The sequence below is a fragment of the Burkholderia sp. KL41 genome, assembly GCF_057005415.2.
In genome coordinates this window covers 1,565,904-1,580,379 of sequence record NZ_CM174446.1, presented here as the reverse complement: position 1 = coordinate 1,580,379, position 14,476 = coordinate 1,565,904, and the positions used below count along the sequence as shown (strand labels likewise).

At 72.3% G+C, this 14,476-nt stretch carries 8 protein-coding genes; 1 reads left to right on the top strand and 7 read right to left on the bottom strand.

Annotated elements, in window-relative coordinates:
• Window positions 1-17 precede the first annotated feature (17 nt).
• From bcsA to bcsB, 7 genes are read right to left on the bottom strand one after another with little or no spacing between them, the layout of a single operon-like run.
• Complete coding sequence (gene bcsA / locus PQB87_RS07415) at window positions 18-2,555, bottom strand: UDP-forming cellulose synthase catalytic subunit (RefSeq protein ID WP_301861906.1); 2,538 nt, start codon at window positions 2,553-2,555, stop codon at window positions 18-20.
• Window positions 2,552-3,328: a cellulose biosynthesis protein BcsQ gene (gene bcsQ, locus PQB87_RS07410; RefSeq protein ID WP_021164403.1), complete on the bottom strand. Its 777-nt coding sequence runs from the start codon at window positions 3,326-3,328 to the stop codon at window positions 2,552-2,554. Before bcsQ ends, bcsA begins: the two co-directional genes overlap by 4 nt.
• On the bottom strand, window positions 3,325-3,549 hold the full coding sequence (locus tag PQB87_RS07405) for a hypothetical protein (protein WP_059682212.1): 225 nt from the start codon (window positions 3,547-3,549) through the stop codon (window positions 3,325-3,327). The genes bcsQ and PQB87_RS07405 overlap by 4 nt, the downstream gene beginning before the upstream one ends.
• Window positions 3,546-5,525, bottom strand: coding sequence for a cellulose biosynthesis protein BcsE (bcsE, locus tag PQB87_RS07400; RefSeq protein ID WP_489242769.1), 1,980 nt, complete (start codon window positions 5,523-5,525; stop codon window positions 3,546-3,548). Before bcsE ends, PQB87_RS07405 begins: the two co-directional genes overlap by 4 nt.
• Before the next feature lie 11 nt (window positions 5,526-5,536).
• Window positions 5,537-9,418: a cellulose synthase subunit BcsC-related outer membrane protein gene (locus PQB87_RS07395; protein ID WP_489242768.1), complete on the bottom strand. Its 3,882-nt coding sequence runs from the start codon at window positions 9,416-9,418 to the stop codon at window positions 5,537-5,539.
• On the bottom strand, window positions 9,403-10,626 hold the full coding sequence (bcsZ, locus tag PQB87_RS07390; RefSeq protein ID WP_489242767.1) for a cellulose synthase complex periplasmic endoglucanase BcsZ: 1,224 nt from the start codon (window positions 10,624-10,626) through the stop codon (window positions 9,403-9,405). The genes PQB87_RS07395 and bcsZ overlap by 16 nt, the downstream gene beginning before the upstream one ends.
• 3 nt (window positions 10,627-10,629) lie before the next feature.
• Entirely contained in the window at window positions 10,630-12,954 is a 2,325-nt protein-coding gene (gene bcsB, locus PQB87_RS07385; RefSeq protein ID WP_489242766.1) for a cellulose biosynthesis cyclic di-GMP-binding regulatory protein BcsB, read from the bottom strand.
• 481 nt (window positions 12,955-13,435) lie between these two features.
• Between bcsB and PQB87_RS07380 the strand changes: the two genes are divergently transcribed.
• Window positions 13,436-14,458, top strand: a complete 1,023-nt coding sequence (locus PQB87_RS07380; protein ID WP_414136999.1) for a diguanylate cyclase domain-containing protein — start codon at window positions 13,436-13,438, stop codon at window positions 14,456-14,458.
• Window positions 14,459-14,476: the final 18 nt, after the last annotated feature.

Sequence of the window (14,476 nt, the reverse complement as noted above, 5' to 3'; positions counted from 1 at the left end):
CCATGATGAGCGCCGCGTCAGTCGCGCGCCCGATCGAGTTTCGGCGCCAGCATGGCCTGCAGGCCGCGCGCCGCACCCTTCCACATCCGTACATAGCCGTCCAGGCCGATGCGCAGCACTTCCTTCAGCCCGCCGAGCGGCGTGTCGACGCGCTGGCCTTCGTGCCAGTCGAGCCATGCGTCCGCGCGCCCGAACGTGCATTGCACGAGCTGGCGCTCCTGTTCGAGCGTCAGTTCCTCGAAGCTCACGCCGACATGGGTCGGCGTCACGCGGCTCACGCGCACCGGGAACGGGAACGGCCGGTCGCCGCGTGTCACGCACACCGTCAGCGTGTCGCCGACGGCGACCGGGAGCCCCGGCACCGCTTCGAGGCCCAGGCCGCCGGTCGAGTAGTCGCTCGTGAAGCATGCGGCCGTCGAGCCGTCGGCGAGCAGCAGCGTGGCCGGCACGCGCATCGCGATCCGGTGCGTGACGCGCACCTGCTTGGTCTCGCGCGCGACGGCCAGCGCGGCGCCGAGCATCGCGAGGTTGTACACGGTCCAGCCGAGCGTGATCAGGATCGTCGACGCCTCGTCGCCCTGGTCGGCCACGAGCCGCCAGATGCCCGCGAGAATCGCAAGCACGTTCAGCCCGAACAGCACGAGATACGGCTTCGACGTCGACCAGTCGACGTAGCCTTCGTCGATCTTGCCGCCCTTGTCGGTCACGTTGAACTTGCCGTGCTTCGGGCTGAAGAACGCAACGGTGGTCGGCAGCGCGATGTACCACGCGAGCACCGACTCGTAGACCTCGGCCCAGAACGAATGGCGGTAGCGCCCCTGCATCCGCGAGTTCGCGACGTTCGCGAGCACCAGGTACGGGATCACGTAACTCGCGAGCGCGAGCGACGACGCGTTGATGAAGTACAGGTGGAAGAACAGGTACGCGATCGGGATCGTCAGGAACACGAGCCGCGGAATCCCGTAGAAGAAATGCAGCATCGCGTTGCCGTAGCAGATCCGCTGGATCAGGCCGAGCCCGCGCCCGAGGAACGGGTTGTCGATGCGGAAGATCTGCGCCATCCCGCGCGCCCAGCGCGTGCGCTGCTTCACGTGGCCCGCGAGGCTTTCGGTCGCGAGGCCGGCCGCCTGCACGGTCGGCAGGTACGCCGACGTATAGCCGCGCCGGTGCAGCTTGAGCGCCGTGTGCGCATCCTCGGTCACGGTCTCGACCGCGACGCCGCCCACCTCTTCCAGCGCGCTGCGCTTGAGCACCGCGCACGAGCCGCAGAAGAACGTCGCGTTCCACAGGTCGTTGCCCGACTGCACCAGGCCGTAGAACAGGTTGCCCTCGTTCGGGATCTCGCGGAACGTGCCGAGGTTGCGCTCGAACGGATCGGGCGAGAAGAAATGGTGCGGCGTCTGCACCAGCGCGCACTTCGGGTCGCGCAGGAACACGCCCATCGTCGTCTGCAGGAACGAGCGCGTCGGCACGTGATCGCAGTCGAAGATCGCGATGTATTCGCCGTGCGTCTTCGGCAGCGCGCGGTTGATGTTGCCGGCCTTCGCGTGGCGGTTGTCGTCGCGCGTCAGGTAGTCGATGCCGGCCTCGGCCGCGAACGCCGCGAACTCGGGGCGCCGGCCGTCGTCGAGCAGGTACACGCGCAGCTTCGCGCTCGGCCAGTCGATGCTCTGCGCGGCGAATACCGTCGGCTTCACGACCGACAGCGGCTCGTTGTAGGTCGGGATGTAGATGTCGACGGTCGGCCAGGTGTCGGGATCGTCGGGCAGCGGCACGATCGGCCGGTCGAGCGGCCAGGCCGTCTGCACGAAGCCGAGCAGCAGGATCATCCACGTATAGGCTTCCGCGCCGTAAAGCAGGTAACCCGCGACGGCCTCGACGGGGCCGCGGAAATCGAGCGTCTGCGTGGTGCGCCACCACACGTAGCGCACCGTCGCGAGCAGCGCGAGCGACGCGAGCGCGAGCGTCGGCAGATGGCCCGGCAGGCGGCGCAGCGTGAGCGCCAGCACCGCGACGATCGCGAAGAACGCGAACTGCGCGCCGGGCATCAGCGGCGACATGCCGGCCGCGGCCCACAGCAGTGCGCCGGCCACCAGCAGCAGCGGCGCGAGCCAGCGGCGCCGGCCGACGCCGTTCGCGCGCGCATCGAGCCAGCCGCCCCAGCGCACCCATGGCAGACGCTCGAGCAACGCGTTGATGCGCCGGCCGACCGCGCGCCCGGCCACGTAGACGGGCACGACGTACTTGTCGAACCAGGCGAGCGGATCGCGCGCGGGACGGCCGTCGGCCGTGCGCGGCGCCCGCACGATCGCGCGCCACAGCCATTCGCGCGGGCTGAGCGGCTGCAGCACGCCCCACTCCTGCGCGAGCCGCAGCGACGCGACACGCACCCAGCGGCGCACGTGATCGGGCCGGCCGGGCGGCGGGGCGTGGAAGAACAGCCGCACGAGCCAGTCGACCAGCGTGCGTTGCGCGGGCAAGCCGATGCCGCGCGCGATCCAGTCGGCCGTGCGGCGTCCGAATGCGCGCAGGCGCGGCGCGATGCGCGCGTTCATCGCGCTGCTCCGCGGCGAACGGCCGCGCGTGCCGCCAGCCAGGTATCGACCCAGTTCGCGACGCCGTTCAGGTCGTGCGACGCCTGCGAATACGGTGCGTCGTCGAAGATCCAGCTGCCGCGCGCGAGCGCTTCGGGCACGGCCGCATCGACGTGGATGCGCTGCTCGAGCATCGACGCCGGCCCGGCGACCGCACGCAGCATCGCGAGCGCGTCGCGCTGCATGTCGCGCGCCGGATTCAGCCGGTTCACGACGATGTGCAGTTCGCCGCCCGCCCCGAGCGCACCGAGCCGCGCGGCCGTCGTCGCGCAGGCGGCCGGCTCGGGCGGCACGACGACGAGCGTCAGGTCCGCGCGGCGAATCGCCTGCTCGGCCTGCGTCGACGGATAGCGCGCGGTGTCGATCAGCACGACGCCGTCGGCCGGCAACGCGATCTCGTCGAGCGCGCGCGACAGCCACGCCGGATCCGCCGCGAGCCGCGCATCGCATGCGGCCGCGCCGGCCGCGTCGACCTGCCCGTAAGGCACGAACAGCACGCCATCGGCGTTGCGCCACGTGTGCGCATGCCACGGCTCGGCGCCGCCGAGCACGCTCTGCGCGAGGCCGTGCTCGGCCAGCGTGTCGAGGCCGAGCGTCGCGCCCATCAGGTTCTGCGCATCGAATTCGACGGCGACGACCGGCCGGCCGCGGCGCGCCAGCAGCACCGCGAGCGCGGCCGTGAGCGTCGTGCGGCCCGCGCCCCCGGTCGTCGACGTAATGGCGATCGTCTTCATCGGGCCGCCTCGCCGTCATGCTCGCCACGCTCGCGACCGGCGTCGGGCAGCAGCCGCCCGCGCAGCGCGACCGGCACGAGTTCGCACGGCACCGCGTCACGCCGGTCGATCCCGCGCGGCGCATGAAAGCCGCGGCCGATGCCGAGATGCTGCGCGACGATCCACACGGGCACCGCGATCGCGATGCCGACGATGAATCCGATGACGAGTTCGGCGATCATGCGACCCCCTCCTTGCGCAGCGGCATCGCGCTGCGGATGGCGCTGCGCTTGCGCGCGGCGAGTATGACGGGTTCCGGCGCCGAAGCGTCGGCGGCCGCGGCCGCCGGCATCGCACCGATCGCCTCGAGCGCGACGATCGCATCGATCGCGTCGATCGCACCGCTCACTTCGCTCGCGTCGGGCAACGCGTCGCCGGGCCCGGTGCGCGCGAGCGGGGCGCGACTGGCGCCCGCCGGCTGCGCGGCCCCGAACAAGTCGCTGTAGTCGGCGATCGGTGCGCGCCGGTTCTCGGCCTTCAGCGCGTTGAGTTCGGTATCGATGCTGCCCTGCCCGAGACACACGACGCGGTCGGACAGCGTGTCGACCGGCACGTCGAAGATGCGCGCGAGCGCGTCCTCCGCGTCCGCCGGTTCGCACGCGAACAGGAACACGTACAGGTGCGCGGCATCGGCCGTCACGACGTCGCCCGCGCGGCGCGGGCGGCAATGCCGCAGCGCGTCGACGTGCGACACGCCGGGCAGCAGCGCGATCTTCGCGAGCGTGTGCGGCAGCGCGAGCACGGCGCCGCGATCGAGCACCGCGCGAATCCGCAGGCAGAACGCGCCGACCGGCAGATAACCGAGCACCGAATCGCCGAGCGCGGCCGCGAGCGCCGCACGATAGTCGGCCGCGACGGGCCGCGCATAGAGCTGGCCGCGCAGTGCGTGCACGGCCCCCTGCAGTCGCGATACCGGCAGGTCGCGTGCGATGACGCGGCTCGCGCCGACGCTCAGCACGAGCATCTCGAACTGCTGGCGCAGCACTTCGCCGCGCTCGACGACCGCGATCTTCAGCGCACCGCCGCACTGCCGGCGCAGCGTGTGCACGTCCGCGCACAGCGCTTCGAGCTGCGCATGCGAACGGAACACGAGCACCGCGGTCGCGGCCTGCGCATGCGCACAGGCGGCAACGACGGCCGCGTTGTCCTCGACGATTTCCCAGCCCTGCGGCGCGCGGTTCGTGCCGTCGAGCACCGCGCGGCTGACGACGACGCGATCCTCGTCGCTCGCGAGCTTCATCCGGTTCGCCGGCTCGGTCGCGCCGCCGTCGATGCTCGCCGACAGCCGGCCGCCCGGCGCGAAACGCAGCGGCCGTACCTCGCCGGCCGCGAGCGTATCGCCCGCGCGCCAGAAATCGACGATCCACAGCAGCTCGCCATGGGTGCGCTGCAACTGCGCGACGCCCGAGCAGATACCGTGGAAACCGCTGCGCGGCGTGCGATCCGCATCGCGCACGAGCGGTGCATCGTCGGTGCGTGCCGCGTCGTCCGCGCGGGTCGCTTCGGGATCGAGCAGCAGCACGAGCGCGATCCGCCGCGTGCGGCACCAGTCGGCGAGAGCGTGCGCCTCGTCGGCGAGCGCGATCGGGTCGTCCCAGCTGAACCAGCGCTGCGCGCCCTCGACGAAATACAGCGAGCGTGCGCGAAAGCCGTAACGCTTCATCGCGCGCAGGCCGCCGGTCAGCCGCGCGAACGGGCCCGGTGCCGCGCGACGCGGTGCGTCGGCCGTCGCGCCCGCGCCCGCGCCTGCGCCTGTGCCGTCACCGCCGGCCGGCTCGGCCGCGGGCGGCATCGCCAGCACGTTCAGGTTGCGCGGCCAGCCGGCCGGATGCGCGCCGTCCGCGAAGCCGCGCGCCCGCATCTGCTCGGCAACGTGCGCCGCGTCGCGCGCGAGCACGACCGTCACGTCGCGCGTGCGCGCCTGCCGCGCGCTCTCCCACACGAGCGCATCGCAGGCCGGCGTGCCGCCGGCCGCGTAGATCGCGTACAGGCCGCCGGCTTCCAGCTGTGTCCACGCGTCGGGCAAGCCGTCGATCGCGAGCCGGCTCACCGTGCCGGCGCGGCCGCCGGCCGGCCCCGCGCCCAGCAGCGCACGCAGGCGGCCCAGCAGGCCGGCGGCGCCGAGCGCGGGACGGGTGGCATCGATTTCCGTATTCACGGCGCGTTCCCCTAGTAATCCGAATAAAGCCGCACGGGTGTCGGCGTGACGAGCCAGCTGCGTTGCGCACGGGCGTCGAACGCATAGCGCAGGTACACGAGCGCCGAACTCGGCGCGTAGTCGTGCGACCGGTCGACGTGCAGCTGCGCGCCGACGCTCAGGTGCGGGTTCACGCGATACTCGACGATCCCGTTGATGCCGTACGAGAACGACACGCCGCGCGTCGAGCTGCCCGCGTACACGAACCCGGCCGCCACCTGCGCGGCCCGCTGGTCCGAGAACGTCGGGTAATACAGCGAATCCTTCTCGTAGCTGTTCGAGATCCCGCCCGTGACGGTCAGGTCCCACGACAGCGCGTCGTGCCGCCCCGCCCATTCGATCGGCACGCCGAGCGACAGGTAGCGCTGCGGGCTGTAGTAACCGCCCTGCCCGTAGGTGTAGTAGCGCAGGTTCTGCGCGTAATGCCACGCGTTGCCGACGAGCCCCGTGCTGACCTTCATCGTCGCGCGCTCGTACACGGGCACCGTGAAGCCCGTGCGCAGCGTGACTTCCGCGTTGCGCTCGACGTTTCGGCCGGACAGCACGCCCGCGCCGAGTTCCGCGAACAGGTTCGTACGGCCGACGTCGACCGACGCGCGCAGGTTCACGCCGTCGCGGCGCACGCCGCCCCAGACCGCGCCCGTCCACGGGTCGCGCATCCCCGCGTACGACAGCACGCTGCTCGTTTCCGGCCGCCGCGACGCGTTCACCGAGAAGCTGGCCGGGCCCGCGTCGAACCGATAACGCACGCCGCCGACGAGGTAATGCACGGGAAAACCGAGCGGCGACGTGCCGAGGTCGACACGCCATGCGTCCGACAGATAGCCGGCGCCGAGCGCGACGCCCGTCGTCGACTGGTGCAGCGAACCCGGCGGATTCGCGATCGATGCGGGCGTCAGCGCGTTCCGCGCCCTGAGCGCCGCGAACGTGCCGAACGTCTTCAGCGAATACGCATTCGCGTCGCTCGTATCGAGCGTGCCCGGGTCGAGATGCACGGTATCGATCTGCGCGAACACGTGGCCGTCGTAGCGGACCGGCATCTGCATGTAGATCGGCACCTGCTGCGCGCGATACGAAGAGATGCCTTCGTCGCCCGACTTGTAGGCCGGCGTCCAGCCGGTCTCGATCTCGGGATTGCGCCGCTGCTCGAGATCCGCGAACGCGGCCTGCGCGGGCGTCAGGCCGTCACGGCCCGGGCTCACGCCCGTCGCGCGCTCCTGCGATTGCGACAACCGGTACAGCGACGCCGCGTCGTCATAGCGGCCCTGCGCCTCGGCCACGCGCCCGGCCGCGACCGTCACGTCGGCGCGCGCCGGATACGCGGCATGCAGCCGGTCGGTCACCTGCGCGGCTTCGTCCGCGCGGCGCAGCGCGTTCAGGCGGCGCACGGCCGACAGTTGCGTGTCGACGTCGTCGTCCGGCGTGCGCGCGAGTACCGCCTGCACGCGCGCCAGCGCGGCGGCACGGTTGCCGCTGTCCTCGTCGATGCGTGCCAGCGCGAGCTGCGTATCGGCATCGTCCGGCATGCGCGCGACGACCGGCGCGAGCGCATCGCGTGCCGCGTCGTAACGGCCTTGCGCGCGCTCGAGATCGGCCCGTTCGAGCGCATGACGCTTGTCCGCGCGGCCGGCCGGGCTCGCACGATCGAGCAGCTTGCGCGCCTGCGCGTAGTCCTGCCGTGCGATCGCATCGTCGGTCTGCCGCAACACGAGCCGCAGCGACTGGTCCTCGATCCGCGCCGTCTGCGCGGGCGTCAGCGACGGTTCCCGGCGCAGCGTGTCGAGCCACGCGGCAAGCGCGTCGTCGCGCCCCGCGCTGCCGAGCAGGTCGCCATAGCGCAGCCGCACGTCCGTATCGGCTTCATGCGGGTGCGCGGCGATCCAGTCGTGCAACGGTGCGAGGCCGCGATCCGGTTCGCCCGCGTCGATCCACTGCGCGCCGATCGCGGCGAGCATGTCGGGATCGTCCGGCGCGCTCGCCTGGGCCTGCGCGAGCGACGCGGCGAACGCCGTGCGGTCGCCGCGCGCGAGCGCATCGCGTGCGTCGGCCAGCGCGCGTTGCGCATCGAGCTTGCGCGCGAGCGCGCGCATCCCGTCCGTACGATGCGCGTCGTCGACCGGCGCGAGCGCGGCCTGCGCGCCCGCCACGTCGTCGAGCGAATTGCGATACAGCGCGGTCGCGTAGCGCATCTCGGGCGTCGCGCCTTGCGCGAGCCCGTCGTCCATCACCGTGCGGCCGAGCTGCGGCAGCCCCATGTCGCGATAGAGGCGCGCGAGCGCGAAGCGCGTCCACGGCGCGTCGGGCGCCGCGCGCACGGCCGCCTCGTAGCGCTGCGCGGCGGGCCCGCGTTCGCCCTTGTCCGCCAGCGCGCGCGCCTGGTCCGCGAGCAGGTCGGCACGCAGGCCGTCGAGCGCGTGCCGGTCGTCGCGGCCCGTCACGCGACCTTGCAGCGCGTCGAGCAGCGGGCCGATCCGGTCCGCGCGGCTGGTGTTCTGATACAGCGCGGCCGTATCGCGCACGGCCGCGAGGCTCGGCGAACGCGCGGCCAGCAGTTCGCGCAGCAACGGCTCCGCGCGTGCCCAGTCGCGCTGCGCGAGCAACGCATCGGCAAGCTGCAGCTTCGCGTCCGGACTGTCCGGCTGCATCGCGAGTGCCGCACGTGCCGCGCGCTCCGCGTCCTGCGGACGTCCCGCGGCGGCCGCCGCGCGGCCTTGCGCGAGCAGCCCCCAGAACTGTGCGGTGCGCGCGAGGCCCTGCCATTTGCCGCGCTGGTCGGTCGCGAGCGTCGCGGCGCGCGTGAACAGCGCGCGCGCCTCGTCGTGCCGCCCCTCGCGCAGGCGCAGCAGGCCGAGCCCGCCGACCGCGTCGGCGTCGTCCGCACGTGCGCGCGCGGCGCGCGTCAGCAGCGGATCGGCGCCGGCCAGGTCGCCGCGCGCGAGCGCCTGCAGGCCGCGCTGCTGCGCGATGTAGTCGGGATTGCGCTCGAGCCGGCGCTGCGCGTCGCGCTGGCGATCCAGTGCCGCCGCGCGATCGACGAATTCGGTGTCGTCCGGCACGAGCACGAGGTACGCATGCAGCGCATCGAGATACGCGGGATCGCTGCCGGCCGACTGCAGCACGCGCCGCCACTGCGCCATCGCCTCCGTATGGTCGGCGTCGGCGCGCTTCGCGAGCGCCCACGCGAGCCGGTTCGCCTCCGGCCGCGTGTCGGCACGCTGGTTCAGGAGCCGCACGAGCGCCATCGCCGCGCTCGTGTCCTGCGGATCGGCCGCGACCGCGCGACGCAGCGCGGCGATCGCCGGCTCGCGCCCGCCCGGCGCATTCGACACGATCTGGTAGTACTCGGCGCCGAGCGCACCGTCCGGCGCACCGTTCGGAAACAGCGCGACGATCCGCCGTGCCGCCTCGTCGGCACGGCCGCTGCGCGCGAGCAGACGGATCTGCGCCATCTCGCCGCGCCCGCTCGTCGCGACGCGATATTCGTCGGCGACCCGCCGCGTGGCGGGCGCATTCGGCGACTGTGCCTGCAGGCGCGCGAGCGAGGCCTGCGCGCCTTTCGCATCGCCGAGCCGCAGCAGCACGCGAACCTGTTCGGCCAGCAGCCCGGGATCGCCCGGCGCGATCAGCAGCCCCTTGCGCAGCGCGTCGCGCGCAAGGTCGTCGCGATGCTTGACGCCCCACATCCGCGCGGTGTCGAGCTGGCGCTGCGCATCGGCGGATGCGGCGGCCGCCGGCGTCGCGGAGGATGCCATCGTCGTGCCCGGCGCGGTGCCCGGTGCCGCCGCGCACACCGACGACGCGAGCCACGCGAATCCCGCGACGTGCGGCGCGGCGCGCTTCAGCGGGCGGCGCACGAGCGGCCTCCCCAGCGGGCGTCGAGCGTGCCGTCCGCGCCGAACCGGTAGCGTCCGTCGCGCCAGCCGAGCCCGAACAGCGTCAGCACGCTCGTGTAGTAACCGGGCGCCGACTGGCGCGCGAGCGTATCGACACGCGCCGCCTGCGCATCGGCGAGCGCGCGCTGGCCGCGCGCGTCGAGGAACGGCACGGCGGCCGCCGAAAACCCGCCGTTGCCGTCGTTCGGCCCCGCGACGCCCGTCGTCGTATCGACCTTCTCCGGCGGCGCGCCATGCGCGGCGATGTAGTCGGCGAACGGCGCAAAGCGTGCGAGCAACGGCGCGGCGAGCGGATCGGCGCGGTCGAGCATGCCGGCCCACAGATACACGCGGATCGCGTTGTACGCGCTCTCCGCATGCGTGTCGCGATCGGGCCCGAAACCCGTGCCCGCGCGATACAGCGCCCAGTCGGGCGAAAAGCCCTTCGGCGCCGTGTCGAGCAGCACGCGGCCGGTGCTGGCGGCGAGCGCGGCCCAGCGCCGGTCGTCGGGCAGGCGCGCGCCGAGCGCGCGGATCACCTGCGGCGGCGAATAGCTCGGGTTCACGCGCCACTGGCCGTCGGCCAGCTTGAACCCCGTCGGCCCCGGCAGCAGCGTAAGGCCGAGGCCCGGCACGGTCGCGGTCTCGTCGTCGAGCACGCGCTTCGCGAGCAGCGCGCCGCGCGCCGTGTAGCTGCGCTCGTGCCACAGCCGCCCGGCCTCCACGAGTGCATACGCGATCCACAGGTCGGCGTCCGACGCCGCGTTCGCGTCGAGCACGCGCCACGCGCCGTCGGGCGCACGGCCCCACAGCCACGCCGGCAGGTGCGCGCTCAGGTCGCCCTGCGCGAGATTGTTCTCGGTCCATGCGAGGATCGTGTCGAACATGCGCCGGTCGTTCGCGACCAGCGCGAAGAAGAGTCCATACGCCTGCCCCTCCGACACCGTGCGTGAATCGGCCGAGCCGACGTCGATCACGCGGCCGTCGGCCGAGATGAAATCGCGCTTGAACGCGTCCCAGCGCGACCATGCCGCGCCGCATCCCGCGTCGGCCGCGTCAGCCGCGCCCGCGGCGTGTGCGCGCGCGGCCATGCCGGCTGCCGTGCACGTCATCGCCACCGCCAGCGCGAGTGCCGCGCCGACGCGCCGCGCCGGCCGCGTTGCCCGTCGCTTCGCCATAACCCGCGCCATCCGTTACATCCCCCGTCGACGCGCGGCGATTCTCTGCAGCACGCTGAACACGCCGAGCGCGAGCAGCAGCCCCGCGACCACGCCGACCGCGCCGAGCACGACCGGATGCCGCGCCGCTTCCGTCCACACGCGCGCATACCACGGCACGAAGCCGACCACGTAAGGCTCGCCGACGCGCAGGCTGTCGACCTGCCCCGGCCGCACCAGCGCGAGGTCGCCCTGCAGCTGCGACACGAGCCCGGCGTTCTCGAACACGTCGAGCAGATCGCCGAGGCGCGGCTGGTCGGTCGCCGTCAGCGCGACCACGCTGCGCCCCCGGCTGCCCGGCAGCTCGAACCCGGCAAGCGCCGCGAGCGAGCCGGTCTGCTCGATGTGCGCGCCGCCTTCAGCCAGGCCGACGCCGTTGCGCCAGCGCTCCTTCACCGAGAACGCGATGCGCGCGGTGCCTTCGCCTCCCGCGCCTCCCGTGCCGCCCTGCTCGCCGATCACGAGCGGCAGCGCCGAGCGCCAGTGCGCGAGCAGCGGCGACGCGGGCGAGCCGTCGATCACGAGCAGGTCCTTGCTGCCCGACAGCGCGGCGACGTCGCCGGGCCGCGCGACCTGCACGCGCAGGGCCGGAAACCCGGTCCATTCGCCCATGTGGCCGAGCATCGTCAGGTAGGCCTCGAGCTCCTGCGGCGACGGCCGGTCGGGCATCACGACGGCCGTCTGCGACAGGTCGGCGAAGCGCGTGAACGGGAAGCCGCTGTTCGCGAAGAACGCGAGGTTCGGCAATTGCGCGTAATGGACGAAGTGCGAGAAGTCGATCGTCGAATCGGGATCGATCGCCGCGCGCTGCGGCTCGGTCGCCGTGCTCGAGCACAGGCCCGTCTTCTGCGAATCGAGCGTGAAGCGGAACTGCAGCTGGTTGCCGCTGCCGACCCGGAACGCCGGGATGTCGACGTCGCTCGTCACGCGCCCTTCGGGCACCGACAGCAGCGGCAGCTGCATGCGGCCGTGCGCGTCCTCGGCATGAGCCGGCCCGAGCCGGTACGACTTCACGAGCTGCTCGTTGATCTCGACGGCGAGCGTCGAGTTGTCCTGCACGGTCGGCGCCGTGTAGCGGTAGCGCAGCGTGATCGGCACACCCGCGCCGTTCCACGAATGCAGATCGGCCGGCACGCGCAGGTTCAGGCGGATTGCGTCGGGCGTCGTGCCGCGCACTTCCAGCTGGCGCGTATCGGATACGAGCTCGCGGAACGCGATCGGCCGGTTCACGGGCAGCCAGCGCGGCGCGTCGTACGGCTTGCGCGGCGCGCCGGGATCGACGTGCGCGACCGTCGCCGCCGGCCCCGACAGCGCCGCGCGGCCCAGCACGAGCGTCGCGACCGCGTCGTCGACCTCGGCCGCCGTGCGGCCCGTGACGACGAGCAGCTTGCGCCCCGGCGCGGCCGGGTTGTCGGCCACCGCGAGCAGCGGGCCGTTGATCGACGGCAGCGCGAGGCCGGCCGGCAGCGTCGCGGCCGTGCCGATCACCACCGCCTGGTCGTCCGTCGGCAGCCCGGACGACACCGGGAACCGCGCATGCCGATAGTCGGCCAGCGCGCCGAACCACGACGCGAGCACGCCCGCGCTGCGCAGCGTCGCCGAATCCGGCGACGCCGGCAGCACGAACGGCAAGCGCACACGGCCGTTGTCGCGCCGGTCGAAGAACGGCGCGGGCAGCAGCGCGAGATCGTTCGGCAGGCGCACCGGCGACTCGTCGAGGATCAGCTCGCTCTTCGGGCTCACGTCGGCCCACAGCGCCGAGTTCGACGGATCCTCGCAATGGTCGAGCGTGTAGTGCGCGATCAGGCGCAGGCCGATCTGGTTGAAATCCGAGAAATAGCGCGGATCGATCGGGATTTCCTGCGTGACCGTCCGGCCCGCCTGCGCGGCGTCGAACGGAACGGTCGCGATCACCTCGCCGTTCACCGACACCTTCAGGTGCGACATCGGGAACACCAGCGACGGCGAATAGGCGTAGGTCAGGCGCAGCCGCGCGCCGGTGACCACGCGGTCGAGCCGCACGCCCGCGTTGATCGTGCGCGCGTCGTCGGCGCCGCGCAGGCGCAGCGGATCGAACGCACCGAGCGACGCGAACGGCAGGTGCACAGTCGTCGCCGGCAAGCCGGCGGACGGCGCACTGGCCGCCGCGGGCGCGGGCGCGGCCGCGAGCACCGGCGCCGGCATCGCGCCCGAGGCCGCGGCGGCCGGCACGGCCGGCATCGGCGCGGCCGACAGCGCGGCGGCGTGAAATGCGCCGACCATGGCGGCCGACAGGACGAACAGCGACACGGCCGGCTTCATGCGCCGCTCCGTTTCGTCAGGATCGTCAGGTCATCCGTTGCATCGGAACCGATGCGCGCAAAGCAGCTATGCCCGTGAGTGAACAATCCCACTGCTTCCCCTCATATCTATCCAACTGGCCTGATTCATTTATCGAAACGATGCGGCGATTTCTTTAATCGCCTGTCATCATGCTGCGCGCGCGCCTGGCACCGGCACACGCTCATTCGTCACACTATCTCAAAAATAGGACAAAACTTACCCCGATTCGCGACGATGAAGCGAAAAAAACCTCAATCCAGTCGAAAATGCTGCGCGAGAGGGATGAATGGTAAGAATTGCGCCGTTGTCGCCCGACGGGCCGAACGGCATACTGCCGGCGCGGTTCGGCCGGCCGGCGGCGGTCCGTTGCAGACCGCTCCGGCACGCGCCGCCGCGAAGCGGCGCGTATGCTACCGCAATCCCGTGCCGCCGGACGTGCTTTCTTTCACGGAAAACTGACTTGAATCAAATCGCCGACACCGCCACTCCGTCCCCCGATACCCTGCTGCGCATCATTGCCGCCCAGACCGAGATCGCGAAGCTCGGCCTCGACCTCGGCAGCGTGATGGCCTATGTGGCCGAGCAGGTGCCGCAGCTCACCGGTGCGAGCGCCGCCGCGGTCGAATTCGCCGAGGGTGACGACATGGTGTACCGCGCCGCGTCGGGCACTGCGGCCGGGATGCTCGGCCTGCGGCTGCGGCGCTCGGGCAGCCTGTCCGGCCTGTGCGTGCAGCAAGGCGAGTTGCTGCACTGCATCGATTCGGAAACCGACCCGCGCGTCGATCGCGACGCATGCCGGCGTGTCGGCCTGCGCTCGATGCTCGTGATGCCGCTCACCCATGCCGACACGACGGTCGGCGTGCTGAAGGTGATGTCGCCGGAAGTCGACGGCTTTTCGCCAGCCGATGCCGGCACGCTGCGGCTGACGGCCGACCTGATCGCCGCCGCGATGTTCTACGCGGCACGCAACGAGGCGAACGAACTCTACATGCGCGCGACGCACGACGCGCTCACGGGCCTGCCGAACCGCGCGCTGTTCTACGACCGCCTGCGGCAGTCGATGCACACGACGCTGCGCGCGAACGGCCGGCTCGGCATCCTCAACATCGACATGGACGGGCTGAAGCCGATCAACGACGGGTTCGGCCACCGCGCGGGCGACGCGGCGCTGCGCGAGATCGCCACGCGGATGCAGGGCGCGGTGCGGCGCTCGGACACGGTCGCGCGCATCGGCGGCGACGAATTCGCGGTAATCCTGCCGAACATCGGCAACCGCGACGACGCGCATGCGCAAAGCACGCGGCTCGCGCGCCAGGTCAGCGAACCGTTCGAATTCGAGGGGCGCCCGCTGCGGCTCGGCGTCAGCGTCGGGATCGCGCTGCTGCCCGACGACGGCACCGACATGACCGCGCTGATCGAGCATGCGGACCAGGCGATGTATGAGGTGAAGCGCACGCGGTCGCAGCGGTCGGCTCACGCGTAACGCACACTCGAAGGCGGC

Excerpts from the sequence above, each read along its gene's own strand:
- bcsA (WP_301861906.1), bottom strand. The coding sequence starts at position 2,555 with ATGAACGCGCGCATCGCGCCGCGCCTGCGCGCATTCGGACGCCGCACG.
- bcsZ (WP_489242767.1), bottom strand. The coding sequence starts at position 10,626 with ATGGCGCGGGTTATGGCGAAGCGACGGGCAACGCGGCCGGCGCGGCGC.
- bcsQ (WP_021164403.1), bottom strand. The coding sequence starts at position 3,328 with ATGAAGACGATCGCCATTACGTCGACGACCGGGGGCGCGGGCCGCACG.
- bcsB (WP_489242766.1), bottom strand. The coding sequence starts at position 12,954 with ATGAAGCCGGCCGTGTCGCTGTTCGTCCTGTCGGCCGCCATGGTCGGC.
- PQB87_RS07405 (WP_059682212.1), bottom strand. The coding sequence starts at position 3,549 with ATGATCGCCGAACTCGTCATCGGATTCATCGTCGGCATCGCGATCGCG.